Source organism: Pseudomonas lundensis, assembly GCF_015377145.2.
Classification (GTDB): domain Bacteria; phylum Pseudomonadota; class Gammaproteobacteria; order Pseudomonadales; family Pseudomonadaceae; genus Aquipseudomonas; species Aquipseudomonas lundensis.
In genome coordinates this window covers 4557995-4582134 of sequence record NZ_CP062158.2, presented here as the reverse complement: position 1 = coordinate 4582134, position 24140 = coordinate 4557995, and the positions used below count along the sequence as shown (strand labels likewise).

At 58.7% G+C, this 24140-nt stretch carries 25 protein-coding genes and 1 pseudogene; 12 read left to right on the top strand and 14 right to left on the bottom strand.

Annotated elements, in window-relative coordinates; translation table 11 throughout:
* Positions 1 to 3: 3 nt before the first annotated feature.
* The 7 genes from tatB to ubiE form a co-directional block, all read right to left on the bottom strand.
* Positions 4 to 417: a Sec-independent protein translocase protein TatB gene (tatB, locus tag IF654_RS21365; protein WP_047281944.1), complete on the bottom strand. Its 414-nt coding sequence runs from the start codon at positions 415 to 417 to the stop codon at positions 4 to 6.
* A 10-nt stretch (positions 418 to 427) separates the two neighbouring features.
* Positions 428 to 706 carry a twin-arginine translocase TatA/TatE family subunit gene (locus IF654_RS21360; protein WP_019825245.1) on the bottom strand — a complete coding sequence of 93 codons (279 nt, stop codon included), beginning with the start codon at positions 704 to 706 and terminating at the stop codon, positions 428 to 430.
* A 23-nt stretch (positions 707 to 729) separates the two neighbouring features.
* Positions 730 to 1062, bottom strand: a complete 333-nt coding sequence (locus tag IF654_RS21355) for a phosphoribosyl-ATP diphosphatase (protein ID WP_047272972.1) — start codon at positions 1060 to 1062, stop codon at positions 730 to 732.
* The gene (hisI, locus tag IF654_RS21350) at positions 1055 to 1456 is read right to left on the bottom strand and encodes a phosphoribosyl-AMP cyclohydrolase (protein ID WP_194862084.1); all 402 of its coding nucleotides are present in this window, start codon (positions 1454 to 1456) and stop codon (positions 1055 to 1057) included. Before hisI ends, IF654_RS21355 begins: the two co-directional genes overlap by 8 nt.
* 78 nt (positions 1457 to 1534) lie before the next feature.
* On the bottom strand, positions 1535 to 3139 hold the full coding sequence (ubiB, locus tag IF654_RS21345; RefSeq protein WP_047272974.1) for a ubiquinone biosynthesis regulatory protein kinase UbiB: 1605 nt from the start codon (positions 3137 to 3139) through the stop codon (positions 1535 to 1537).
* Complete coding sequence (locus IF654_RS21340) at positions 3136 to 3759, bottom strand: ubiquinone biosynthesis accessory factor UbiJ (RefSeq protein WP_047272975.1); 624 nt, start codon at positions 3757 to 3759, stop codon at positions 3136 to 3138. Before IF654_RS21340 ends, ubiB begins: the two co-directional genes overlap by 4 nt.
* Positions 3759 to 4529 (bottom strand): bifunctional demethylmenaquinone methyltransferase/2-methoxy-6-polyprenyl-1,4-benzoquinol methylase UbiE, encoded by a 771-nt coding sequence (gene ubiE / locus IF654_RS21335; RefSeq protein ID WP_047272976.1) that lies wholly within the window; start codon positions 4527 to 4529, stop codon positions 3759 to 3761. The genes IF654_RS21340 and ubiE overlap by 1 nt, the downstream gene beginning before the upstream one ends.
* A gap of 110 nt (positions 4530 to 4639) precedes the next feature.
* Between ubiE and IF654_RS21330 the strand changes: the two genes are divergently transcribed.
* The 5 genes and pseudogenes from IF654_RS21330 to IF654_RS21310 all read left to right on the top strand — a co-directional run.
* Positions 4640 to 4915, top strand: a complete 276-nt coding sequence (locus IF654_RS21330) for a polyhydroxyalkanoic acid system family protein (protein ID WP_047279877.1) — start codon at positions 4640 to 4642, stop codon at positions 4913 to 4915.
* A 273-nt stretch (positions 4916 to 5188) separates the two neighbouring features.
* A complete protein-coding gene (locus tag IF654_RS21325; protein WP_083332924.1) occupies positions 5189 to 5506 on the top strand; it encodes a hypothetical protein in 318 nt (105 codons plus the stop codon).
* A gap of 611 nt (positions 5507 to 6117) precedes the next feature.
* A complete protein-coding gene (locus IF654_RS21320) occupies positions 6118 to 6399 on the top strand; it encodes a polyhydroxyalkanoic acid system family protein (RefSeq protein ID WP_047272979.1) in 282 nt (93 codons plus the stop codon).
* 257 nt (positions 6400 to 6656) lie between these two features.
* Positions 6657 to 7819, top strand: a protein-coding gene (locus tag IF654_RS21315; protein ID WP_145319740.1) for an IS3 family transposase whose coding sequence is annotated in 2 segments (ribosomal slippage) — positions 6657 to 6912 and positions 6912 to 7819 — 1164 coding nt in all. Because the reading frame shifts where the segments join, the coding sequence is not laid out codon by codon here.
* A gap of 30 nt (positions 7820 to 7849) precedes the next feature.
* Positions 7850 to 8566: pseudogene (locus IF654_RS21310) on the top strand (phasin family protein); the annotation flags it as partial.
* 127 nt (positions 8567 to 8693) lie between these two features.
* Here the strand turns inward: IF654_RS21310 and IF654_RS21305 are convergent.
* The 6 genes from IF654_RS21305 to IF654_RS21280 all read right to left on the bottom strand — a co-directional run bounded on the left by IF654_RS21305 (position 8694) and on the right by IF654_RS21280 (position 16158).
* Complete coding sequence (locus tag IF654_RS21305) at positions 8694 to 9065, bottom strand: gamma-butyrobetaine hydroxylase family protein (protein ID WP_371058213.1); 372 nt, start codon at positions 9063 to 9065, stop codon at positions 8694 to 8696.
* Positions 9066 to 9190: 125 nt separating this feature from the next.
* Positions 9191 to 10525: an ATP-dependent protease ATPase subunit HslU gene (gene hslU / locus IF654_RS21300; protein ID WP_047272982.1), complete on the bottom strand. Its 1335-nt coding sequence runs from the start codon at positions 10523 to 10525 to the stop codon at positions 9191 to 9193.
* Between the two features lie 67 nt (positions 10526 to 10592).
* Positions 10593 to 11123 (bottom strand): ATP-dependent protease subunit HslV, encoded by a 531-nt coding sequence (gene hslV / locus IF654_RS21295; RefSeq protein WP_016783176.1) that lies wholly within the window; start codon positions 11121 to 11123, stop codon positions 10593 to 10595.
* Positions 11124 to 11298: 175 nt separating this feature from the next.
* Entirely contained in the window at positions 11299 to 11991 is a 693-nt protein-coding gene (locus tag IF654_RS21290) for an SPOR domain-containing protein (protein WP_047272983.1), read from the bottom strand.
* Between the two features lies 1 nt (position 11992).
* A complete protein-coding gene (gene argS, locus IF654_RS21285; protein ID WP_194862085.1) occupies positions 11993 to 13729 on the bottom strand; it encodes an arginine--tRNA ligase in 1737 nt (578 codons plus the stop codon).
* A 209-nt stretch (positions 13730 to 13938) separates the two neighbouring features.
* Positions 13939 to 16158: a primosomal protein N' gene (locus tag IF654_RS21280; protein ID WP_094988257.1), complete on the bottom strand. Its 2220-nt coding sequence runs from the start codon at positions 16156 to 16158 to the stop codon at positions 13939 to 13941.
* Between the two features lie 219 nt (positions 16159 to 16377).
* Here IF654_RS21280 and rpmE point away from each other — a divergent pair, with 219 nt between their 5' ends.
* The 3 genes from rpmE to IF654_RS21265 all read left to right on the top strand — a co-directional run bounded on the left by rpmE (position 16378) and on the right by IF654_RS21265 (position 18888).
* The gene (gene rpmE, locus IF654_RS21275; protein ID WP_047272986.1) at positions 16378 to 16605 is read left to right on the top strand and encodes a 50S ribosomal protein L31; all 228 of its coding nucleotides are present in this window, start codon (positions 16378 to 16380) and stop codon (positions 16603 to 16605) included.
* Between the two features lie 5 nt (positions 16606 to 16610).
* Entirely contained in the window at positions 16611 to 17438 is an 828-nt protein-coding gene (locus tag IF654_RS21270) for a thermonuclease family protein (RefSeq protein WP_047281946.1), read from the top strand.
* A gap of 181 nt (positions 17439 to 17619) precedes the next feature.
* Positions 17620 to 18888: a malic enzyme-like NAD(P)-binding protein gene (locus IF654_RS21265; protein WP_047272988.1), complete on the top strand. Its 1269-nt coding sequence runs from the start codon at positions 17620 to 17622 to the stop codon at positions 18886 to 18888.
* Positions 18889 to 19034: 146 nt separating this feature from the next.
* Here the strand turns inward: IF654_RS21265 and IF654_RS21260 are convergent, their stop codons facing one another.
* Entirely contained in the window at positions 19035 to 21458 is a 2424-nt protein-coding gene (locus tag IF654_RS21260; RefSeq protein WP_390898008.1) for a penicillin-binding protein 1A, read from the bottom strand.
* Positions 21459 to 21663: 205 nt separating this feature from the next.
* Here IF654_RS21260 and pilM point away from each other — a divergent pair, with 205 nt between their 5' ends.
* Genes pilM through IF654_RS21240 form a run of 4 tightly spaced genes read left to right on the top strand, consistent with a single transcriptional unit; the run spans position 21664 to position 24057 of the window.
* On the top strand, positions 21664 to 22347 hold the full coding sequence (gene pilM, locus IF654_RS21255) for a type IV pilus assembly protein PilM (protein WP_052892894.1): 684 nt from the start codon (positions 21664 to 21666) through the stop codon (positions 22345 to 22347).
* Positions 22347 to 22913 (top strand): PilN domain-containing protein, encoded by a 567-nt coding sequence (locus IF654_RS21250; RefSeq protein ID WP_047272991.1) that lies wholly within the window; start codon positions 22347 to 22349, stop codon positions 22911 to 22913. Before pilM ends, IF654_RS21250 begins: the two co-directional genes overlap by 1 nt.
* Positions 22913 to 23533: a type IV pilus inner membrane component PilO gene (locus tag IF654_RS21245; RefSeq protein ID WP_047281948.1), complete on the top strand. Its 621-nt coding sequence runs from the start codon at positions 22913 to 22915 to the stop codon at positions 23531 to 23533. Before IF654_RS21250 ends, IF654_RS21245 begins: the two co-directional genes overlap by 1 nt.
* Positions 23530 to 24057 carry a pilus assembly protein PilP gene (locus IF654_RS21240; RefSeq protein ID WP_047272993.1) on the top strand — a complete coding sequence of 176 codons (528 nt, stop codon included), beginning with the start codon at positions 23530 to 23532 and terminating at the stop codon, positions 24055 to 24057. The genes IF654_RS21245 and IF654_RS21240 overlap by 4 nt, the downstream gene beginning before the upstream one ends.
* The last annotated feature ends 83 nt before the right edge of the window (positions 24058 to 24140 follow it).

Here is a 24140-nt window from a genome sequence, read left to right as displayed (position 1 = left end):
CGCTTAAGGGGCTCGCGGTGGCAGGGTTGGGTCGTGTGGCGCTGCCGGTTCAGGCGCAGGTTCGGACGCGGTTTTGCTCAGGCTCACAGGCGCGGGGCTGGCGGGTTCGGCAGGCACGGCGGCGGGCGGCGCAGGCGGCTCGACCGGCGTGGCCGGCTTCATGGCGTCCTGCAGGGGCGCCATGATCTTCTTGGCTTCCTCTTCCATCGACAGGATGTGTTCGTTGTGCAGTTGTCGACGGATTTCGTCGGCACCGATTTCACGTTCAACTTCCTGTTTGATCGCGTTGAAACTGCGTTTCAGGCGCCCGACCCACAGCCCTGCCGTGCGTGCGGCCCCCGGCAGGCGCTCGGGGCCGAGCACCAGCAGGGCCACGAGGCCGACGAGCAGCAGTTCACTGAAGCTGATACCGAACATGGGTTTTGGCTCACACGTCTTTACGGGTTGGCTCTTCGACTTTTTGGGCCTGCACGTCGATGGTGTGCGGCTCGTTCAGGGTCGAGGTGGTGTGCGGCTGCGGCGCGGCCGTTGGCTGCGCAGGTGGCACCACAGGCTCGGCCGGTTTTTCGTCGTCGTTCATGGCCTTGCGAAAGCCCTTGATCGATTCGCCGACATCAGTGCCGAGGTTTTTCAGTTTTTTGGTGCCGAAGACCAGTACCACGACTACCAGAATGACGATCCAGTGTTTCCAGTCAAAAATGCCCATGATCTGTTCCTTTGCAAAAGAGGTTAGGCGGACGGCCGTGAGGCTTTTTCCACGTGGCCGGAGGTGCCGATGCGACGCTCCAGTTCATCCAGTACAGCCTGCGGATGCTGCCCCAGTTGGGCGAGCATGATCATGCTGTGGAACCACAAGTCGGCGGTTTCGTAGATCACATCGCTGCAATCGCCGCTGATGGCAGCGTCCTTGGCGGCGATGATGGTCTCGACCGATTCTTCACCGACCTTCTCCAGAATCTTGTTCAAGCCCTTGTGGTACAGGCTGGCGACGTAAGAGCTGCCCGGTTCGGCATTCTTGCGCGCTTCGATGACTTGGGCAACGCGGCTCAAGGTGTCAGTCATGGGTGTGCCCTGCTTGGTAAATGGCGTGCGGGTCTTTCAGGACCGGATCAACGGTTTTCCACTCGGCGTTTTCGTACACGCGGTAGAAGCAGCTCTGACGTCCGGTATGGCAGGCGATGTCGCCGATCTGCTCGACCATCAGAATGATGACGTCGGCGTCGCAGTCCAGGCGCATTTCGTGCAGTTTTTGCACATGGCCCGATGCCTCGCCCTTGCGCCACAGCTTGCCACGCGAACGTGACCAGTAAATGGCACGGTTCTCGGCGGCAGTCAGGCTCAAGGCCTCGCGGTTCATCCAGGCCATCATCAAGACGCGCCCGGTTTTATGGTCCTGGGCAATCGCTGGCACCAGGCCGTCGTTGTCCCATTTGATCTCGTCCAGCCAGTCTTTCATGTATGACTCCGACAACGGGCCCGCACCTGATGGTCCGGACCGGCGAATGCACAGTTTGCCAGCCTCGCCTGGGGCTGGCTATCGGCGCACGATCAGATACAAGCCCACGGCCAGCATGATGCCAGCCGGCCAATAGCCCAGGGTGTGCAGCGGGCCAACGGAGGCCAACAAGGCACCTGCGGCCAAATGTCCCGCCCCGAGCAAACGCAAGAACCAGCTGTCCCGCGGCTCGGTCACGACCAACTTCTGGTTTTTCGCATGGGGCTGCGAGAGGCGCTCGAGCAGGTCGCGGGTCATGCCTGCCAGGTGCGGAATCTGCTCGACCTGGCTGTGCAAGTTGCGCAGCAGGGTTTTCGGGCTGACGCGTTCGCGCATCCAGCGCTCGAGGAAGGGTTGCGCCGTGCTCCAGAGGTCGAGGTCGGGGTAAAGCTGACGCCCGAGGCCTTCGATGTTAAGCAGGGTTTTTTGCAGCAATACCAATTGCGGCTGGACTTCCATATTGAAGCGCCGCGCGGTCTGGAACAGGCGCATCAGCACCTGGCCAAAGGAAATTTCTTTCAGCGGCTTCTCGAAGATCGGCTCGCACACGGTACGGATAGCGGCTTCGAACTCGTTGAGTTTGGTGTGCGCCGGCACCCAGCCCGAATCAATGTGCAACTGCGCCACACGGCGGTAGTCGCGCTTGAAGAACGCAAACAGGTTGCGCGCCAGATAGTCCTGATCCTCAGGCGTGAGGCTGCCGACAATGCCGCAGTCGATCGCGATGTACTGCGGACTCCAGGGGCTCACGGTGCTGACGAAAATATTGCCGGGGTGCATGTCTGCGTGGAAGAAGCTGTCGCGAAACACCTGGGTGAAGAAAATCTCGACGCCGCGTTCAGCCAGCAGCTTCATGTCGGTGCGCTGGTCAGCGAGGGCGGCCAGATCAGTGACCTGAATCCCGTAAATGCGCTCCATGACCAAGACTTTCGGGCGGCACCAGTCCCAGTAAATCTGCGGTACATACAGCAGCGGCGAACCGTCGAAATTGCGCTTGAGCTGGCTGGCATTGGCCGCTTCGCGCAACAGATCGAGTTCGTCGTAAATGGTCTTTTCGTAATCGCTGACCACATCCACCGGGTGCAACAGACGCGCATCGGCGCTCAGGCGTTCGGCGGTCTTGGCCAGAATGAACAGCCAGGCCAGATCCGAACCGATGATCGGCTTCAGGCCCGGGCGAACCACCTTGACCACCACTTCTTCGCCGGTCTTGAGCTTGGCGGCGTGAACCTGCGCGACGGATGCCGAAGCCAGCGGTTCGATATCGAAGCGGCTGAACACGTCGCTGATGGTGGCCCCCAGTTGCTCTTCGATCAGCTTCACCGCCACTTGCGGGTCGAACGGCGGTACGCGGTCTTGCAGCAGCATCAACTCGTCGGCGATGTCGGGCGGCAGCAAATCGCGGCGGGTGGAGAGGATCTGCCCGAATTTGATGAAAATCGGCCCCAGATCCTGCAACGCCAGGCGCAACGCAGCGCCGCGGCTCAGCTCAAGCTTTTTGCGCGGGAACCAACGCCACGGCAATACATAGCGCAACGACAGCATCCACCAGGGCAATGGCAGGGCGAATAGCAGGTCATCGAGTCGGTAACGAATGACAACGCGCTGGATGCGAAACAGGCGACGAATGGCAAGCAGCTTCATGCGGGATCGCTGGTATTGAGGGATCGAGAAAGGCGTTCAACACGCGCTTCGAGTCGGTCCAGGTCGAGTTTGAGTTGATCCAGTTCGTTAAAGCGCGCTTGCGCTTCACGTTCTCCGACCAAAGTGCGGGCTTCTTCGCTCAGGTATTCGGCCAGATTCTGATTCAGGCTGGCGAACCCGTGTTGATACCAGTTGGCGCGGCTGCGCACATGACCAGCGATCAGGGCGGTCGCGACCGGGCCAATCCAGCGCGAAAGCTCGAACTCCCAGTCCAGCTCCAGATCTTGAAGGATGGCCGCCAGTTCCATCAGCACATGGCTGTCGCCTTCGAGGTCGACCTGCGGGCCATGTAACACAGCGGTTTTGTCTTTGCTCAAGGCCAGGTGCAGCAAGCTGGACGCCGGGGCGCGCAGGGTGCAATCGGCATCGGCCGCCCATTGGGCAGCCAGCAGCAAGCCTTCATCGCTGGGCAGGATAAACAAGTGCAAGGCGGGGCTCGCGCATTCGACCGCAATGACCTTGCCGGTCAAAGGCCGCATGCGCGCCAGTGCAGTGCTGTCCAGGCGCAAGATGCGGTTAACACCGCTCTCGACGCTGGCGAGAAGGCCGCTGAGCAACATCAGGGCTTGATGCCGCGATGCAGGGCAACAATGCCCGAGGTCATGTTGTGGTACGTCACGCGGTCAAAACCGGCTTCGACCATCATCGATTTCAGGGTTTCCTGATTCGGGTGCATGCGGATCGATTCGGCCAGGTAGCGGTAGCTTTCCGGGTCGTTGAGGACGAGCTTGCCAACCATCGGCATGAACGCGAACGAATAGGCGTCGTAGACCTTGGACATCAGGGCATTGGTCGGCTTGGAGAATTCCAGCACCAGCAGGCGACCCCCTGGCTTGAGCACGCGCAGCATCGAACGCAGGGCGTCTTCTTTGTGGGTCACATTGCGCAGGCCGAAAGCGATGGTCACGCAATCAAAGTAGTTGTCCGGGAACGGCAGCTTTTCAGCGTCGGCCTGAACAAATTCGATATTGCCCGCCACGCCTTTGTCCAAAAGGCGGTCTCGGCCAACCTTGAGCATCGAGGCGTTGATGTCGGCCAGCACCACTTGACCGGTTGGACCGACCAGATGCGAGAACTTGCGTGCCAGATCGCCCGTGCCGCCTGCGATGTCCAGCACTTTGTTGCCAGGGCGAACGCCCGACAGCTCGATGGTGAAACGCTTCCACAGGCGGTGCATGCCGCCCGACAGAACGTCGTTCATCAGGTCATATTTGCCCGCTACGGAATGGAACACCTCAGCGACTTTTTCCGCTTTCTGGCTTTCCGGAACATTTTTGAAACCGAAGTGCGTGGTGGGTTCGGCATCGCTGCCTTTGCGCTGATCAGTCATATCGCTGTCACCAAAAGAGAATGCTGGCCATTCTAATCCCGGTGGCCGACTTTGTCTTGGCGAGGGTCAATGTAAGTATAGTGAGCGGCTTATTTATGAGGAGAACCGCCATGGCGCACATCAACGTTGAACGCACCCACACCCTTGGCCTGGAGGTCGCACGCGTGAAGGCGCGGGAAGTGGTTGCCAAGCTTGAGTCGCAATACGGGCTCAAACCTCAATGGTCAGGAGACAAGGTCGCCTTCAAGCGCTCAGGTGTGGATGGTGTGCTGGAGATCAGCGAGAACACCGTCAAGGTCGACGTGAAACTGGGCATGTTGATGTCAGCGATGAGCGGCATGATCAAATCTGAAATCGAGCGTTCGCTGGATAAAGCCTTGGCTTAAAAAGCAACACGGCTTGCTGCCCCTGCGGTGAAAGTCCAGACGGGCAGCAAGTGAACCGTGGTTCGCGTATTCATGTGTTAGCGCATTGCCCTTTGTTGTGTGAGAGTCATCAGCGATCAATGCACTAACGATGGAAGTAGGCTTGAGAATTTTCTTAAGTGACTTATTTGTTTAAGTTTTATCGGGGCGGCATGAGGCGGGCTGTTCGTTTTGATAATGCTCTGTCAGTGGTTATTGTTTTTCAGGACTCAAAAACCACCGTGGGATTATTAAATGTCTGTCTATCGTTATATGCTCGCGTACGCCCCTAAAATTGAACATAAAGAAGCGCTTGAACAATCACGCGCCCTTATCCATGCCTTCGTCAAAGATCGTGAACATCTACGAGTGGATGAGCAGCGCGGTGATGAAGACCTCACCAGATTTATTCTCCAAGACACCCTTGAGGCAGATGTCGGTAGCCTTATTGTTTATCGCAATAGTGTGATTTTCACCTTGGTTGGGCCCGTCGCCGAGAAAGATAACTGGCGTATGGAAATTGATGCGGCCGATCTGATGGAAGAGGCTTTTCCTGATTCACGCCTGCATTAATTAGCCCCTCGTTACGCTTTATCGACCACGCTATCCCTTCAATGGGATGGCGTTTTGTGCGTTGCAGTGGGGGGTTGGCACTGAGATGGGGTGTATCGAAGGAGGAGGCGAGAGGCACAGAGAGCACGCCTGGCCCTGAGCGCTTCGGCAATGGATTAACCGCTGGCTGAAGCACAGGCCAGCAATGTTGGGTTTATAGAGGGGGGTAAACGCGCATTGGTGCTCCAGGCTGTAGGTGGTTTTACTTTAAAGCGCTGTAAAGCATGAAGTTAAAACAGTGAAAGCTATTTCAAGTGCGTATTAGAGCGTTCGCCGTAAACAGGCAGTCAAATTGATGTATTTGTATGTTGGTCAAGGGGGGCTACAGTTATTTATAGCGAATAGAGCAATGGCTCATCAGTCAGTGTTTTGTTCGATTGCAGTCGTGCTTAAGGCGGTTTGGTACTCGCCAATCCACAGTGTTGTGGTCGTGGATGACTGTGTTGTTCGCTCATGTGGGCGCGAAATTGACGTTATTAACATCGCATGAAGTTGCAGTAGTTGCTCTGCCGGGTGCCAGGATGGCGCGTGGTTATATTAATTCACCCCTATAATTTAAAAGGATGTTTGTTATGGCGAATGTAAAAATTACACGTGAGCATAATCTGGGTATTGCACAGGCTATGATCCGTGCGCGAGGCTTGGTCGATGGCTTGGCCGAGCAGTATGGTTTGAAAACCTATTGGTCTGATAAAGGCGTGACGGTTAAACATGGAATGACCGGTATCACCGGGACGCTGGAAGTCTCCGAAAAAACGGTCACTGTGTTTGTGGAACTGAGTTTTCTGCAAAGCGCTTTCAAGGGCGTTATTGAGTCCACGATCAATTCGATCCTGGCGAAAGAACTGATTTAAGGCCTGGCGCCTATAGCGTTTGTTTTTTAACCACCATGGCCTTCGCCGGCCATGGTTTTAGCGCCCGTCTCCAACCCTTGAAATACACGGCTTTAGCGTCTAAACCTGATGGAGGTGAACATTTTGTTCATCTTGATGATTCGACAGTTTGGCTACGGGTGTCGCGACTGAACATTGAGGGGAACACGATGGCTGTAGTGGTCTAATGAAACCGGACACCCATTTAGGCGAGAATGCTCGCCAGATAGAGGTGTCTGATGACCAAACAACGTCGTTCCTTTTCCGCTGAGTTCAAACGCGAGGCCGCAGGCCTCGTGCTCGATCAAGGCTATAGCCATATCGAAGCCAGCCGCTCGCTTGGTGTGGTTGAGTCCGCGTTGCGCCGCTGGGTTAATCAGCTTCAGCAGGAGCGCACCGGCGTTACTCCGCAGAGTAAAGCGCTGACGCCAGAGCAACAGAAAATCCAGGAATTGGAAGCTCGAATCGCTCGACTTGAGCGGGAGAAATCCATTTTAAAAAAGGCTACCGCGCTCTTGATGTCGGAAGAGCACGAGCGCACACGCTGATTGATCAGTTAAGTACCCAAGAGCCGGTCGATTGGCTTTGCGCAGTCTTTGATGTCACTCGTTCGTGTTACTACGCCCACCGCCTCAGGCGCCGAAATCCCGACGTTGAGCGGCTTCGGTTGCGCAGTCGGGTCAACGAACTTTTCACGCAAAGTCGAAGCGCTGCCGGTAGCCGCAGTATCGTGTCGATGATGCAGGAAGACGGCGAGCAGATCGGGCGGTTTAAGGTGCGAGGCCTGATGCGGGAACTGGCGCTAGTCAGCAAACAACCTGGATCACATGCCTACAAACAAGCGACGGTCGAGCGGCCTGACATTCCGAATATCTTGAATCGAGAGTTTGATGTTCCGGCACCCAACCAGGTCTGGTGTGGCGACATCACCTACATCTGGGCTCAAGGGAAATGGCATTACCTGGCAGTCGTTCTGGATCTCTACGCACGCCGGATTGTGGGCTGGGCGCTGTCAAACAAGCCGGATGCGGATCTGGTCATCAAGGCGTTGGACATGGCTTATGAGCAGCGTGGCAGGCCTCAAGGGCTAATGTTTCACTCGGATCAGGGCTCGCAATATGGCAGCCGTCAGTTTCGCCAACGGCTCTGGCGTTACCGCATGCGCCAAAGCATGAGCCGTCGTGGAAACTGTTGGGATAATGCGCCGATGGAGCGTGTGTTTCGCAGCTTGAAAACTGAGTGGATACCAACCGTGGGCTACATGACAGCTCAAGAAGCGCACCGCGACATCAGTCATTACCTGATGCATCGGTACAACTGGATTAGACCGCACCAATTCAACAACGGACTGGCCCCAGCTCAGGCCGAGAAAAAACTTAACGTCGTGTCCGGGATTAGTTGACCACTACAGGCTGCTAAAAAACCGGCTGCATCTGCAAAAGCTTCACCTGCTAAAGAAAGCAATTCATGGGTAGGCAAGGTAGAAGAGTATTCACGCAAAATCTGGCTGGCAGGCTTGGGTGTGTATTCGAAAATTGATACAGATGGCAGCAAGCTGTTTGACAGTCTGGTCAAGGATGGCGAGAAAGCCGAGAAGCTGACTAAAGCGGCTGAACCCAAATCAACCAAGTCGTCCGCCCGTTCCAAGGTCGAGGATGTTAAAGAGTTGGCACTGGGTAAATGGGGTGAACTGGAGGAGGCGTTTGATAAGCGTCTGAGCGGGGCAATTGCCCGTCTGGGTGTCCCCAGTCGCGATGAAGTGAAAGTGTTACAGGCCAAAGTCGAGACGCTGACCAAGCACATTGAAAAGCTGTCAGCTGCCGCCGCCAAAGTGGCGGGGACCAAAGCGCCTGCGGCCAGCAAACCGGCCTCTGCAAAGCCTGCGGCCAAACCGGTTGCAGCCAAGGCGTCGCCCGTCAGAGCTGCCAGCAAAACCACAGCCAAACCAGCGGTTAAACCGGCTGCAAAACCTGCGCCCAAAAAAGCCCCTGCGTCTGCCAGTAAACCTGTGACAAAACCGGCACCGACCAAACCCGCTACACCCGCGGCTTCAAAGCCCGCCGCCAGCAAAAAACCGGCAGCGCCCAAAACCCCAGCCGTTTCAGCGCCTGCTGCTAGCGCGCCAAAAACGGAAACCCCGGCGTCCTGACCAGCAATGCGAGTCTGCGGCCAGTTTCATATGGCGTTACAGCGCAGCCTCGCAGTTTCCGACTGATGGCCGCTGCGTATGACGCGTTGGCGACTACACAGGGTCGAAGCGCGATAACAGCGTTTTTTCACAGCATCAATTTGACGATGGACTCGGACGGGTCGCGAGATTTCCCGGCTTTTTTCAGATCTGCCAGATACTCCGCCCAGAGTTCAGTTTGACGCTGCCCTAACTGGTACAGGTACTCCCACGTAAACAGCCCGCTGTCGTGGCCGTCATCAAAGGTGATCTTCAGTGCGTATTGCCCTGCGGGCTCGACGTGGCTGATACCTACATTGATCTTGCCAAATTGCAGGATTGGATTGCCGTGGCCTTGTACCTCGGCGGACGGTGAGTGCACGCGCAAGAATTCGGCAGGCAGATGGTACTCCTCGCCCGAGGGGTACTTCAGCGTGAGTGTTTTCGAGGCTTTATGCAGGTTGATGGCGCTAGGAATCATGGTCATAACCTTTGGTCTTCACAAGCACCGTAGCCGCTGGCGCGGGTTACGAACAGGCGTTAACCCGTTTCGTAACCTGCAGCAGCGGCTACAGGTGTCATGTTTGCCCTTGTGGGCACGTGGACTTACAAGATGTAGCGCGACAGGTCTTCGTTTTCTGCCAACTCGCCCAAGTGGCTGTTGACGTACTCGGCGTCGATCCGGATCGGCTCATCTTTTTGTGCGCTGGCGATATCACCTGCACTGAAGGACACCTCTTCCAGCAGGCGTTCTAGTAGGGTGTGCAAACGGCGCGCACCGATGTTTTCGGTTTTTTCGTTCACCTTCCAGGCAATTTCGGCCAGACGCTTGATCCCTTCAGGCATGAACTCGATGTTCAGGCCTTCGGTTTTCAACAGCTCGCGGTATTGCTCGGTCAGCGAAGCATGCGGCTCGCTGAGGATGCGTTCGAAGTCTTCCGGCGACAGCGCTTTGAGTTCTACGCGGATCGGCAGACGGCCTTGCAGCTCAGGCACCAGGTCGCTGGGCTTGCTCAGGTGGAAGGCGCCCGAGGCAATGAACAGGATATGGTCAGTTTTGACCATGCCCAGCTTGGTGTTCACGGTGCAGCCTTCGATCAGCGGCAGCAGGTCACGCTGGACGCCTTCGCGGGAAACATCGGCGCCGCCCACGTTACCGCGCTTGGCCACTTTGTCGATTTCGTCGATGAACACAATGCCGTGCTGCTCAACGGCTTCCAGCGCTTTGGCTTTGAGTTCTTCGTCGTTCACCAGACGGCCGGCTTCTTCGTCACGCACCATTTTCAGGGCTTCTTTGACTTTCAGCTTGCGGCTCTTGCGCTTGCCTTTGCCCATGTTGGCAAACAGGCTCTGCAATTGGTTGGTCATTTCTTCCATGCCTGGGGGCGCGGAGATATCGACGCCAACGGCATCAGCCACTTCGATTTCGATCTCTTTGTCGTCCAGCTGGCCTTCACGCAGGCGCTTGCGGAACAGCTGGCGAGTGTTTGTGTCCTGCGGGGCAGCGGCTTCTTCGCCAAAGGTGCGCGCCGGTGGCAACAGGGCGTCGAGGATGCGCTCTTCAGCCGCGTCTTCGGCACGGTGGCGAACTTTGACGATTTCCTGTTCGCGCAGCAATTTGATGGCAGCGTCTGCCAGATCGCGAATGATCGACTCTACGTCGCGGCCCACATAGCCCACTTCCGTGAACTTGGTGGCTTCTACCTTGATGAACGGTGCATTGGCAAGTTTGGCCAGGCGACGTGCAATTTCGGTTTTACCGACACCGGTCGGGCCGATCATCAGGATGTTCTTGGGGGTCACTTCAACGCGCAGCTCTTCAGGGAGCTGCATGCGGCGCCAGCGGTTACGCAGCGCAATGGCGACGGCGCGTTTGGCATCGTCCTGGCCGATGATATGGCGATTGAGTTCGTGGACGATTTCGCGGGGGGTCATGGACATAGTAGTTGGCGTTCCTCTAGCTGAATGAAGGGCACATACGGGTCGGTGAATTGACCCGGCAGGCGGCTTATTCGGCGAGGTCCTGCTCCTCGATAGTGATGTTGTGGTTGGTGAATACACAGATGTCGCCCGCGATGCCCAAAGCGGTTTCGGCAATTTCGCGGGCCGACAGCTCGGTTTTCATCAGCAGGGCGCGTGCCGCGGCTTGAGCGAATGCACCGCCCGAACCCATGGCGATCAAGCCGTCTTCGGGCTCAACCACATCACCGTTGCCCGTGATGATCAATGAAGCGTCTTTGTTGGCTACGGCCAGCATGGCTTCAAGGCGGCTCAGCGAGCGGTCGGTACGCCATTCTTTGGCCAACTCGACGGCAGCGCGAACCAGATGGCCCTGGTGTTTTTCCAGTTGGCCTTCAAAACGTTCGAAGAGGGTAAATGCATCAGCGGTGGCGCCAGCGAAACCGGCAATGACCTGACCGTGATAGAGACGACGGACTTTTTTCGCGTTGCCTTTCATGACGGTGTTGCCAAGTGAAACCTGGCCGTCGCCAGCCATGACAACTTTGCCGTGACGGCGTACTGAAACGATGGTGGTCAAGGGAAGAGTCTCCACGCAGCGGGGCGAAAATGCCTGATGGGGATACATATGGGGGTGCAGTCGAGTATTTCAACTGTGGGGAGGGAATGCGGATGAGTGGTGAACAAACAATCGCCCGTCAGCCAGCGCCTGCAGATCTTGCGTGGGATCTGCAGGGGCGCCGGGCTGGCGAGGGTTAGCGGCGCTGCTGTAGCAACAGGTTGCTAAAGCCGCTACCCGCCAATTGCTTTTGGGCGACGGTGAGCTGGTCGCGGTTGCTGAACGGACCCACCAGCACGCGATACCAGGTTTCATCCTTCACTGTCCCGGCTTCCACCGTGGCGGTCTGGCCGAGCAGGATGATCTGTGCGCGCACCTTTTCCGCGTCTGCCTGCTTGCGGAACGAGCCCGCCTGCAAGAAGAACTTGGTGACCGGCGCTGCTTTGGCCACCGGTGGTGCAGGCGGTGGCGTGATGCCGCTCAATGCCGCCTGGGCACGCGCGGTGTCGATCTTGGCAGCCTCGGCCGGGGTCACGGGTGCCAGCGGCGCGGTTTGCGGCGTCGGCGGGGTTTTTTCCGGCACGGCTTCTGGCGGCACGATCACTTCAGACTCGGGCAGCAAGGTATAGAAGTCGTACTTTGGCTTGGCCGGTTGCGTCGGGCTTGGCGGTGTTTTATTGGCTTGCGCCGTTTGCGAAGCCTTCTGCTGCTCTTGCTTGACCCGTTTGACGTCGTCGCCCTTGCCGGGTTCGAGTTTCATCAGAAACACGATAAATGCGCCCACGGTCAGGCCGATGGCCATCCACAGCCAACCGGGAATCGGTTGTTTGGCGGGCGCCTGATACCGACTGGCGCCACGCTTGGGTGCAGGTTTTTTCTTGGCGGCCAACTTACATGCGCTCCAGAGTTTCCAGGCCCAGCAATCCCAGACCTTGCTTGAGGGTACGGCCCGCCAGGGCAGCCAGGCGCAGGCGGCTTTGCTTTTGTGTTTCGTCTTCTGCGTTCAGGATCGGGCAGTTCTCATAAAAGCTGGAGAACAGGCCTGCCACTTCGTACAGATAGGTACACAGAATGTGCGGCGTGCCTTTCTCGGCCACGTTGTTCAACACCTCGCCGAACTGCGCCAGCTTGGCGGCCAGCTCCAGCTCTTGTGGTGCTTGCAGCACGATATGACCTTCAACTTCGTTGAAGTTTTTGCCCAGTTTGCGGAACACGCCCGCCACACGGGTGTACGCGTACAGCAAGTAAGGCGCGGTATTGCCTTCGAAGTTCAACATCAGATCGAAGTTGAAGCTGTAGTCGCTGGCACGGTGCTTGGACAAGTCGGCGTATTTGACCGCATCGATGCCGACCACTTTGGCGATGGCACGCAGTTCTTCTTCCGGCAGCTCCGGGTTTTTCTCTTTAACCAGCGTGTAGGCGCGCTCTTTGGCTTCGTTGAGCAGGTCGATCAGTTTTACCGTGCCACCGTCGCGGGTTTTGAAGGGGCGGCCGTCAGCGCCGTTCATGGTGCCGAAGCCCATGTGTTCCATGTCCATCGGGTGCGTCACGAAACCGGCCTTGCGCGCCACGGCAAACACTTGCTGGAAGTGCAGGGCCTGACGCTGGTCGACAAAGTACAGCGCGCGGTCGGCTTTCAGAACGCCACTGCGGTAGCGGATGGCCGCCAGGTCAGTGGTGGCGTACAGGTAGCCGCCGTCGGCCTTGACGATGATCACCGGCAGCGGCTCGCCTTCCGCGTTTTTGAACTCGTCGAGGAACACGCATTGTGCGCCGTTGCTCTCGACCAGCATGCCTTTGGCCTTGAGGTCGTTGACCACGTTGATCAGGTCGTCGTTGTAGGCGCTTTCACCCATCACGTCGGCCATGGTCAGTTTCACGTTCAGCAGTTCGTAGATCTTCTGACAGTGCGACAGCGAGATGTCCTTGAACTTGGACCACAGCGCCAGGCAGTCCGGGTCGCCGGCTTGCAGCTTGACCACCAGGCTACGGGCACGGTCGGCGAACTCCGGCGACTCGTCGAAACGCTGTTTGGCGGCACGGTAGAAGTTTTCGAGGTCAGACAGCTCGTCGCTGGTGATCGGGTTTTCTTCCAGATAAGCCATCAGCATGCCGAACTGGGTGCCCCAGTCGCCCACGTGGTTCTGACGGATCACTTCATCGCCAAGGAATTCCAGCACGCGCGCCACGCCGTCACCAATGATGGTCGAGCGCAGGTGGCCGACGTGCATCTCTTTGGCCAGGTTGGGGGCGGACATGTCGATGACCGTGCGCATGGCCGGGGTGGCCTTGCGCACGCCGATTTTCTCGTCGGCCAGCGCGGCGTCGAGACGCGATGCCAGCGCCTGGGTGTTCTGGAAGAAGTTCAGGAAGCCGGGGCCGGCGATTTCAGTCTTGCTGATCTGCTCATCGGCCGGCAGGGCAGCGATGATTTTTTCAGCCAGGTCGCGCGGCTTCATGCCAGCAGGCTTGGCCAGCATCATGGCGATGTTGCTGGCGAAGTCACCGTGGGTTTTGTCACGGGCGTTTTCCACCTGAATCGCTGGCGTCAGGCCTTCAGGCAACACACCTTCTGTGACGAGTTGAGCAAGGGCTTGTTGAATAAGCTGGCGAATGGTGTCTTTCATGGTCTTCTCTTTCGACCGCAAGCGCGGTAGCGCTTCAGTGCGCAGGTGGAAAAACTGGGCATTATCCGTTGCCGGGTCGGCCTTGCCAACCTTGGCAGTCGGGTAATGGATCTGTGGTGACGATCCCTGTGTGATCCGGGATCCATTCACACCTTTAAGGGTGCCTATATAGATAGGGGCGCAGTTGCTCTCGATCAACGACTGTGCGGTCAATAGAGGTCAACCGGATCAACGTCCAGCGACCAGCGCACTTGTCGCCCGGCGGGCATTTGTTCGAGCACCAGCAGCCATTGATTCAGCAACCGGTGCAACGGCGCGCGGGCGTTGGCCTGCAACAGCAATTGCGCGCGGTAGCGCCCGGCCCGGCGTTCCATTGGCGCGGGCACCGGGCCGAGCAGTTCGACACCGGTCAGGTTCAGCTCACCCAGCAGGCGCTCTGCCTCGCTGCACGCTTCATCCAGAAACCCTTCGGCCTGGCCCGGTTTATGCGCTTCGGCCCGCAACAAGGCCAGGTGCGCGAACGGCGGCAACCCGGCCGCGCGGCGTTCACTGAGCGCTTGCTCGGCAAAGGCGAAGTAGCCTTGCTCCGTCAGCTGGATCAGCAACGGGTGGTCGGCCAAGTGGGTCTGGATAATCACCTTGCCCGGCTCCTCGGCGCGCCCGGCGCGTCCGGCCACCTGCACAATCAACTGCGCCATGCGCTCACTGGCGCGGAAGTCGCCGGAAAACAAACCGCCATCGGCGTCCAGGATTGACACCAGCGTGACCCGCGGGAAGTGGTGGCCTTTGGCGAGCATTTGCGTGCCGATCAAAATGCACGGCTTGCCTTTCTGGATGGTGGCAAACAGCTGGTTCATCGCGTCTTTGCGCGAGGTGCTGTCCCGGTCGACGCGCAGCACCGGGTAATCCGGGAACAGAATACCCAGCCGCTCTTCGGCACGCTCGGTGCCTGCGCCGACGGGGCGTAAGTCGACTTTGCCGCATTGCGGGCAGTTGCGCGGAACGCGTTCGACATAGCCGCAATGGTGGCACCGCAACTCGCCCGAGCGCTGGTGAACCGTCATGCGTGCGTCGCAACGCTGGCATTCCGACATCCAGCCGCAATCGTGGCACAGCAGTGTGGGGGCAAAACCCCGGCGATTGAGGAACACCAGCACTTGCTGGCCTGCTGCCAGCGTCTGCCCAATGGCTTGTTGCATCGGGCCGGAAATACCGCTGTCCAGCGGACGGCTTTTTACATCAAGTCGCAGGAAGCGCGGTTGTTTGGCTCCCCCCGCGCGTTCATTGAGGCGCAGCAACCCATAACGGCCGGTGTAGGCGTTATGCAGACTTTCGAGCGACGGGGTGGCAGATCCGAGCACGATCGGGATGTTTTCCTGCCGTGCGCGCACCAGTGCCAGGTCGCGGGCGTGGTAACGCAAGCCTTCCTGCTGTTTATAAGAGCCGTCGTGTTCTTCGTCGATGATGATCAGCCCCGGATTTTTCATCGGGGTGAACAGTGCCGAGCGGGTGCCAATAATAATGTCGGCTTCGCCATCTCGCGCGGCCAGCCAGCTTTCAAGGCGCTCACGGTCATTGACTGCCGAATGCACCAGCGCGATGCGCGCATTGAAGCGTTGCTCGAAGCGGGCCAGGGTTTGCGGGCCGAGGTTGATCTCCGGGATTAGCACCAGCGCCTGCTTGCCGGCTTCCAGGGTCTCGCGGATCAGTTGCAAATACACTTCGGTCTTGCCGCTGCCCGTTACCCCGGCCAGCAAAAATGCATGAAAACTGCCGAGCCCGGCGTGGATGGCCTCATACGCGGCCCGTTGCTCGCTGTTGAGCGGCAGTTCGGGCTGCGCCAGCCAGTGTTCGTGGCGCTGGCTTGGCGCATGACGGCGGATTTCCACGGTGACCAGCTCTTTGGCCAGCAACAGGTCCAGGCTGTCTTTGCTCAGCATCAACTTGCTCAACAGCGCGTGCGCAACGCCATGGGGGTGCTGCGCCAAGGTCGCCAGTGCCTCCCGCTGACGGGGTGCGCGGGCGATGCGCGGGTCGTCCAGGCGAGCACCGGGGGCCACCTGCCAAAAGCGCTCCTGACGCGCTTCGGCCAATTCGCCCTGACGCAACAGTACCGGCAATGCCCAGCTCAGGGTGTCGCCCAGGCTGTGCTGGTAGTACTGCGACGTCCACAGGCACAGTTTGAACAGCGAAGGGGGCAGGGGCGCGGTGGTGTCGAGCAGCGCAATCGCGGGCTTGAGCTTATCGGCGGGCACATCGCTGTGATCGACCACTTCAACCAATATGCCAATCATCTCGCGTCGACCGAACGGCACCCGCAAGCGCATGCCCGGCTGCAACTGATCGCGGCGCACGCCCGCAGGCGCCCGGTAATCAAACAGGCGGCGCAAAGGGGAAGGCAGGGCAAGGCGCAAAATGGCGTCGGGCACGCGAGGCTCTCAAGTGATGAACGGCAAAGATGGCCCGCAGACTAGCAGACAACGTACTTGGGGACTAAAAGGCAGGCCCTTTAAAGCGCAATGATTTTGGAAGGAGCATGCTTGGCCGCTTGCGTCAATGCAAAGGTCTGGTATTATCGGCGCCCTAAATTTACGTGCGGTATTCAACAATGGTGTTGAGTGGCGGCACGCTAGCCTGAGGAATACCCCATGAAAGCCGATATCCATCCAGCGTACGAAGTGATCGAAGTAACTTGCAGCTGCGGCAACAAGTTCGAAACCCGTTCGAACCTGTGCAAGCCACTGAACACTGACGTATGCAACGAGTGCCACCCGTTCTACACCGGTAAGCAGAAAACTCTGGACGTTGGCGGTCGTGTTGATCGTTTCAAAACTCGTTTCGGTGCTTTCGGTACTACCAAAAAAGCCGCCGAGTAAGGCGTATGACTCTGGACAGGCTCTTGGGTCTGACCGGGTTATTGAAAAAGGCGTCCCTTGCGGGCGCCTTTTTTGTGCCCGCGATTTGGCTTTCTTCGGTTCAGGCCGAGGTGTTGTGCCCGGCGCCGCGTGCGGTAACGCCCGCTCAGGTCGAGCGCGTGGTCGATGGCGACACCTTGCGGCTCAAAGACGGACGCAGTGTGCGCATGATCGGCCTTAATGCGCCGGAGACCGGTAAAAAGGGACAAAGCGCCGAGCCCTATGCGGATGCGGCCCGCAAGCGTTTGCAGGCCCTGGTGGCGCGCAGCGACGGGCGGGTCGGGTTGCTGGCGGGCAAGCAACCCAAGGACCGCTACGGTCGCACGCTTGCCCACGTATTCGGCGCAGATGGCAGCAATTTCGAAGCGCAATTGCTGGCCGATGGCTTGGCGTATCAGGTGGCGATTGCGCCCAACGTAGAGCTGCTGGCTTGCCAACAAACGGCTGAACAGCGCGCGCGTTCGGCGGGGGCGGGGCTGTGGCGGCATTCACCGGTGCTGGCGCCGTCGCAAATCAGTCGCTCGGGCTTCTTGCTGGTGAGCGGAACGGTGAGCAAGGTGCAACGCAATCGCGGTGGGCTCTGGATCGACCTGGAAGGGGGATTGGTGCTGCACATTGCACCCAATCATCTGGCCAGTTTCGACCCAAAAACCTTATCCGGTTTACAAGGGGCGCAGCTTGAGGCGCGTGGCTGGGTACTTGATCGCTCTCGCCGGGGCGGTTTGAGAGCGGGGCAGGCGCGCTGGATGTTGCCTTTGACGCATCCGGGGATGCTGAAAGTCGTTTCTCGCTAAAAATTGTAGACAATTTTAAATGTGGATTGTGAACACTCAAGCCCTTACGGGCTGCGGCTCTTGGCCCAAAGTCGTAGGGTAAAGCCCTTGACACTGCTGACCGGCCAGTCTTGTCGGGACTTTGCGACACGCGTATGCTCGGCGATCCGTCTGTCCAACAGCAAAAAAGCGGAATGCCCACATGTCTGATTTGAAAACCGCCGCTCTCGAATATCATGCCCAGCCCCGTCCAGGGAAACTGAGTGTCGAGCTCACCAAGCCCACCGCAACTGCCCGCGATCTCGCGTTGGCCTACAGCCCGGGTGTAGCCGAACCAGTGCGCGAAATCGCCCGCGATCCCGAGCTGGCCTACAAGTACACCGGCAAGGGCAACCTGGTTGCCGTTATTTCTGACGGTACTGCCATTCTGGGCCTGGGTAACCTGGGTCCGTTGGCTTCCAAACCTGTGATGGAAGGCAAGGGCGTCCTGTTCAAGCGCTTCGCCGGTATCGATGTGTTCGATATCGAAGTCGATTCCGAGAGCCCACAGGCTTTCATCGATACCGTTAAACGCATTTCCATCACCTTCGGCGGTATCAACCTCGAAGACATCAAGGCCCCTGAGTGCTTTGAGATCGAACGTGCGCTGATCGAGCAGTGCGACATCCCGGTATTCCACGATGACCAGCACGGCACCGCGATCGTGACCGCAGCCGGCATGATCAATGCCCTGGAAATCGCCGGTAAAACCCTGTCTGACGCCAAAATCGTCTGCCTGGGCGCTGGTGCGGCCGCCATCTCCTGCATGAAATTGCTGGTGAGCATGGGTGCAACCATCGAAAACATCTTCATGGTTGACCGCACCGGTGTGATTCACTCCGGCCGTGATGACCTGAACCAGTACAAGGCAGTGTTTGCCCACGCCACCGAGAAGCGTTCCCTGGCCGATGCCCTGGAAGGCGCTGACGTGTTTGTCGGCCTGTCGGGTCCTAACCTGCTGAGCGCTGAAGGCCTGAAGTCCATGGCGGCCAACCCGATCGTGTTCGCGTGCTCGAACCCGGATCCGGAAATCGCCCCGGAACTGGCGCACGCCACCCGTGACGACGTCATCATGGCCACCGGCCGTTCGGACTACCCGAACCAGGTCAACAACGTGTTGGGTTTCCCGTTCATCTTCCGTGGGGCACTGGACGTTCGCGCCAAGCGCATCAACGAAGAGATGAAGATCGCTGCGGCCAACGCCCTGCGCGAACTGGCCAAACTGCCAGTGCCACAGGACGTGTGTGACGCCTACGGCGGCATCAAGCTGGAATTCGGTCGTGAGTACATCATTCCTAAACCAATGGACGCTCGCCTGATCACCGTGATCTCCGATGCTGTGGCCAAAGCCGCCATCGAGACCGGCGTTGCCACCCTGCCGTATCCGAAGAACTACCCGCTCAAAAGCGTGGATGACGTGTTCAACGGCTAAGGTTCGACAGCGCTAAACAAAAAGCCCCGGCACGCAAGTGTCGGGGCTTTTTTGGTTCTGCGAGAAAGGGCATGGCCCGGGCGGGCGGTTTGTCAGCATGAGAGGCCGACCCCGAAGGGCTCGGCCTCTGGCGAGGGGTGATGCCGTCAGAACAAGTCGATCGGGGCGCCATCCTCTGCGGGCAGCGGGCTGCCCGGTGCAACGCCATTGCCCAACTCACTGTTGGACGGCGGCGTGTCTTCGCTTTTAAACAGCTCGAAGTACGCGCCCGGTGTGCCCGGCGACGCCACGCGGCCGCTGATCGGGTCAACCCGCAGGCTGAGAATCCCTTCGGGCTCGGCCTGGGTGTGAGGCGGCTTGTCTTTCAGTGCGCCGCCCATGTAGTTGATCCAGATCGGTAGCGCCACCGTGCCGCCGTATTCGCGACGACCGAGGCTTTCGGGCTGGTCGAAGCCGGTCCACACCGTGGTCACGTAATCGGCGTTATAGCCCGAGAACCAGGCATCCTTCGATTCGTTGGTCGTACCGGTTTTACCGGCCAGATCGGTACGCCCCAGCGACAAGGCGCGGCGGCCAGTGCCGAGCTTGATCACGTCTTGCAGCATGCTGGTCAGGATGTACGTGGTGCGCCCGTCTACGATGCGCTCGGCCACGGCCTGGGTTTCAGTGGTCGGCAAGCCCGGCGCGGCATTGAGGGTGTCGATGGTCAGCGCTTCGGCTTCGGGCGGCACGTCTTTGCGGGCCTCTTTAGGCACGCTCGGCGGGTTGGCCACGAACAGGGTCTCGCCGTTACGGCTTTCAACCTTGTCGATCAGGTACGGCGTGATTTTATAACCGCCGTTGGCAAAGGTGCTCCAGCCCATGGCGATCTCCATGGGCGTCAAGGTCGCGGTCCCCAGTGCCAGCGAAAGGTTGCGCGGCAAGTCCTGTTTGCTGAAGCCGAATTTGCTGATGTAGTCGACGGTCTTGTCGACGCCCAGGCTTTGCAGCAGGCGGATCGACACCAGGTTGCGCGACTTGTACAGCGCTTCACGCACGCGGATAGGGCCGAGGAAGGTGTTGTTGTCGTTTTTCGGCCGCCAGACTTTGTCCTGGTAGTCGTCAACAAACACGATCGGCGCATCGTTCACCAGCGTGGCGGCGGTGTAGCCGTTATCCAGTGCTGCGCTATAAATGAAAGGCTTGAAACTTGAACCTGGCTGGCGCTTGGCCTGCATGGCACGGTTGTAGTTGCTCTGCTCAAACGCGAACCCGCCCACCAAGGCGCGGATGGCCCCATTGTTCGGGTCAAGTGAAACCAGCGCGCCTTGTACGGTCGGCACCTGGCTGAACTTGAAACTGCCGTCGGCTTGCGGCTGGACGCGAATCAGATCGCCCACCTGCGCCACGTCGGCTGGCTGTTTGGGCATCGGGCCCATGCTGTTGGTGTTCAGGAAGCGTCGCGCCCACTTCATGCTGTCCCAGCTCACGCGGCCTTCACCCGTGCGGGTCAGGACATGCAAGCCATCTTTGTCGACCTCAGTCACGATGGCTGGCTCAAGGCCGCTAATCGGGCGCTGCTTGGCCAGCTCTTGCTTCCAGACCGCCAGCGTCTTGCCGGGCAAGCGCGACTCAGGGCCGCGATAGCCGTGGCGCTGGTCGTAGGTGATCAGCCCGTCTTCGACGGACTTGTTGGCCAGTTCCTGCAGGTCACTCGGCACCGTGGTGGTGACGCGATAGCCTTCGGTGTAGGCCTCGCTGCCATAACGACCGACCATTTCGGCACGGGCCATTTCAGCAATGTAAGGGGCGTTCACTTCCGGTGTCGGCACGTGATAACTGGCGTTGACCGGTTCGGCAATCGCTGCTTCGTAGCTGGCCTGATCGATTTTGCCCAGCTTGTACATGCGGCCCAGAATCCAGTCGCGACGTTCTTTACTGCGTACCGGGTTGGCCAGCGGGTTGAAGCGCGAGGGGGCTTTGGGCAGGCCAGCGATCATCGCCATTTGCGCCAGGCTCAAGTCGCGGATCGATTTGCCGTAATACACCTGGGCGGCCGATTCGATGCCGTAGGCGCGGTTGCCCAGGTAAATCTTGTTCACGTACAGCTCAAGGATTTCGTCCTTGGTCAGCTCGCGTTCGATTTGCAGTGCCAACAGAATTTCGTTGGTTTTGCGGGAAAAGCTCCGCTCACTGGATAGGAAATAGTTCTTCGCCACCTGCATCGTGATGGTGCTGCCACCCGATTGTATGTGTCCGCTTTTTACCAACTGGGTCGCGGCACGCATCAGGCTGCTGGGGTCGACCCCGTAATGATTGGCGAAGTTGTCATCTTCGGCCGACAGCAATGCATTGATGAAGTTGGGGGGAATGTCGGCGAACTTGATCGGAGAGCGGCGCATTTCGCCAAACTCTGCGATTAACTTTCCGTCGCTGGTGTAGACCCGCAAAGGAATCTGCAACTGGATGCTTCTCAACGACTCTACGGACGGCAAGCCAGGACTAAGATAGAGAAACGCGCCACTCAACCCGAGCACGAGCCCGCAGATCACAGCAACGAATGACCACCCGAAAAACTTCAGCAGACGAATCAAGGCTTTTGGATTTCCAGATTAAGAAGTGGGTTGCACGTCAGGGCAGTGCGCAGGCGCGACGGGTCGACAATGCGGGAAAAAACGCCCGGCATTATAAGCATTTTTCGGTCATGGGCGTCATGGGCCTCATGTCGGGTCGGGTTATGAACGGATCTCATTTTTCACCCTCCGTAAGTCACGGATTGCATTAGGGAAAACAGCAGTGCCCGGATTGTTCACACAAAAACCTCAGCGTTACGCGGGTGTCGAGGTCGGCCAACACGCGATCAATGTGGTCGAATTAAGCCAGTCGCGCAGCGGCTTTGAGCTGCAAGCCTATGCCATTGAACCCTTGCCGACCATGGCGTTGCACGATCTGACCGGCGACACGGCAAAAAGTGTCGCCCACGTGTTGTCCGTTGCGCTGAGCAAGGCAGGCATCCAGGCCCGCAGTGCCGCGATGTCGATGCCAGACACTCTGGTGATGTGTAAAACCATTCAAGTTGAAACCGGCCTGAACGAGCAGGACCTTGAACTGCACGTGCGCCTTGAAGCAGAACACTACGTCCCATACAACCTCGATGACGCCGCGCTGGATTTCGACGTGTTGGGGCCTTGCGCCGATGACCCGTACCGCACGAACGTATTGCTGGTGGTGTGCCGCCAGCAAGCGCTTGAGTGGCATCAATCGGTTCTGGTGCAGGCCGGCTTGCAGGCGAAGGTCATTGATGTGCGCGATCACGCCCATGCCCGGGGCCTGCACTGGTTGAGTGGCGTGCCCGGTTATCAGCCGGACAAACCGTTTGCCGGGGTGAAAATCCATCCCCGCCTCGCGCCCGAAGCACTCTTCTGCGATGCTGCGCAGCTGTTGACAGCCTGTGGTCTGGCCTTGAGGGGGTTCGATTGATGGCGCGAATCAATTTGTTGCCATGGCGCGAGTGGCTGCGCGAAAAGCGCCGCAAAAGGTATATAGGCATGCTGGTGGCGTTGCTGGTAGTCACGGCTGCGGGTTTGTTTGTGCTGGATCATTTTGTGGACCGCGCCGTGGAGCGGCAGTTGGCGCGTAATGACCTGATCAGGAGCGCCATGGTCCAGTTGGATGGGCGTGCGCAGCAGATCGATCAGTTGAAAGTACGTCGCGAGCAATTGCTGGAGCGCATGCAAACCATCGAGACCCTGCAAGGCAATCGTTCGGGCAGCAGCATCGTGCTTGATCAACTGGCGCGCAGTTTGCCGGAAGGTGTGTATTTCACTGACGTGAAGATGGCCGAGCGCACCATTGCGATCACAGGGGTGGCGCAGTCCACTGCACGGGTCGCCGAGTTGATGCGCAATCTCGACGCCTCCCATTGGCTTGAAGCCCCCACGTTGATTGAAGTGCGCGCCGAAGACGGTCAGGACGCCAGCCCCGCCCGGTTATTTCACATGACCGTGCTGCAATCGCAAAACGGCCATGATGGCGGGCAGTTCTGATGGTCGCGCAATGGCTGGAGAGCCTGCGTACGGTTGACCTGCATGAATTGAATCTCAAACAGGCCGGGACGTGGTCAGGCAAGCGTAAAGCAGGTGTCGCGACCGGGTTTGTGGCGTTGATTGTGCTGGCGGGTTATGCGCTCTGGTTGCAGCCCGGGCTGGCCCGGCTTCATGAGCAACGCAGCGCCGAGCCCGTACTCAAAGCCCGACTGGCAAACCGTGCCCAAGAGGCAGCGTCACTGGTTGACTACCACCAGCACCTTCAAGCATTACAAACGGCCTTCGACGAGGTGATGCGGCAACTGCCGCGCCAGTCCCAGGTGCCGGGGCTGCTGGATGAAGTGTCCCGGCTTGCCCAAAACAGCGGCCTGATCATCGAGCAGATCCAGTGGTTGCCTGAAACACTGCAACCCGCTTACAGCGAGCTCCCTCTGCAATTGAGGGTCGTGGGCGGGTATCACGACCTTGGGGTTTTTCTCAGTGGTATTGCGGGTTTGCCACGCATTGTCACGCTGCATGATTTCACCCTGACGGCGGCCACACCGGCGGCCAACGGCCCGTTACGCATGACGTTACTGGCTAAAACCTATCGCGCCAACGATCAAGGATTGATCCCGTGAGTGTGAAGTATCGATGTGTGCTGGCCGGTGCGCTGGCCCTGTTGGCGGGTTGCGACAATCCGCCGGGTATTGAGTCCCTTGAGCAGGAGTTGCAGGTGCTTCGTGGGGCAACCGGCGTGCCCGCGCCCTCGATGCCGACCCGTGTGCAGCACCCTGCGTTTGCTTATGACGCCACTGCGTTGCGCAGCCCTTTTCAAGGTCAGCCCGGGGATGAAGGGCCCCGCTGGCAGGTCAGTGATACGGACCACAGCGCTGAGGGCGAGCGCAGCAAAAGCAGGCTGGAAAGCATTGACCTTGAGCAGTTCGAGATGGTCGGCACGCTGTCAGATCAGTACGAAGACAGCGTCCTGTTGCGCGCCAGCGGTGTGGTACACCGCTTGCAACCCGGCGACTATCTGGGTCGCCAGAACGGCCGCATTGTGGCCCTCAGCCCGCACTACGTTGAAGTGTTTGAAGTGATTTCTGATGGTCGGGGTGGTTGGCTGCAAAGAACCCTGACCCTTCCTTTGAAACAGCAGTCTTAACGGAAACAAACCATGAAAAGGATTTTCCCGGTCTGTGGACTGGCGCTATGGAGTGCGCTGAATTCACAGGCAGCAGTCGCCCG

What these genes read in the sequence shown, in the direction of transcription:
- IF654_RS21270 (WP_047281946.1), top strand. Translation starts at nt 16,611, where the DNA reads ATGACTCTGGACAGGCTCTTGGGTCTGACCGGGTTATTGAAAAAGGCG.
- IF654_RS21265 (WP_047272988.1), top strand. Translation starts at nt 17,620, where the DNA reads ATGTCTGATTTGAAAACCGCCGCTCTCGAATATCATGCCCAGCCCCGT.
- IF654_RS21325 (WP_083332924.1), top strand. Translation starts at nt 5,189, where the DNA reads ATGTCTGTCTATCGTTATATGCTCGCGTACGCCCCTAAAATTGAACAT.
- ubiB (WP_047272974.1), bottom strand. Translation starts at nt 3,139, where the DNA reads ATGAAGCTGCTTGCCATTCGTCGCCTGTTTCGCATCCAGCGCGTTGTC.
- IF654_RS21360 (WP_019825245.1), bottom strand. Translation starts at nt 706, where the DNA reads ATGGGCATTTTTGACTGGAAACACTGGATCGTCATTCTGGTAGTCGTG.
- IF654_RS21330 (WP_047279877.1), top strand. Translation starts at nt 4,640, where the DNA reads ATGGCGCACATCAACGTTGAACGCACCCACACCCTTGGCCTGGAGGTC.
- IF654_RS21355 (WP_047272972.1), bottom strand. Translation starts at nt 1,062, where the DNA reads ATGACTGACACCTTGAGCCGCGTTGCCCAAGTCATCGAAGCGCGCAAG.
- ubiE (WP_047272976.1), bottom strand. Translation starts at nt 4,529, where the DNA reads ATGACTGATCAGCGCAAAGGCAGCGATGCCGAACCCACCACGCACTTC.
- hisI (WP_194862084.1), bottom strand. Translation starts at nt 1,456, where the DNA reads ATGAAAGACTGGCTGGACGAGATCAAATGGGACAACGACGGCCTGGTG.
- rpmE (WP_047272986.1), top strand. Translation starts at nt 16,378, where the DNA reads ATGAAAGCCGATATCCATCCAGCGTACGAAGTGATCGAAGTAACTTGC.
- IF654_RS21305 (WP_371058213.1), bottom strand. Translation starts at nt 9,065, where the DNA reads ATGATTCCTAGCGCCATCAACCTGCATAAAGCCTCGAAAACACTCACG.
- hslU (WP_047272982.1), bottom strand. Translation starts at nt 10,525, where the DNA reads ATGTCCATGACCCCCCGCGAAATCGTCCACGAACTCAATCGCCATATC.
- IF654_RS21340 (WP_047272975.1), bottom strand. Translation starts at nt 3,759, where the DNA reads ATGTTGCTCAGCGGCCTTCTCGCCAGCGTCGAGAGCGGTGTTAACCGC.
- tatB (WP_047281944.1), bottom strand. Translation starts at nt 417, where the DNA reads ATGTTCGGTATCAGCTTCAGTGAACTGCTGCTCGTCGGCCTCGTGGCC.
- IF654_RS21245 (WP_047281948.1), top strand. Translation starts at nt 22,913, where the DNA reads ATGGTCGCGCAATGGCTGGAGAGCCTGCGTACGGTTGACCTGCATGAA.
- IF654_RS21320 (WP_047272979.1), top strand. Translation starts at nt 6,118, where the DNA reads ATGGCGAATGTAAAAATTACACGTGAGCATAATCTGGGTATTGCACAG.
- argS (WP_194862085.1), bottom strand. Translation starts at nt 13,729, where the DNA reads ATGAAAGACACCATTCGCCAGCTTATTCAACAAGCCCTTGCTCAACTC.
- IF654_RS21250 (WP_047272991.1), top strand. Translation starts at nt 22,347, where the DNA reads ATGGCGCGAATCAATTTGTTGCCATGGCGCGAGTGGCTGCGCGAAAAG.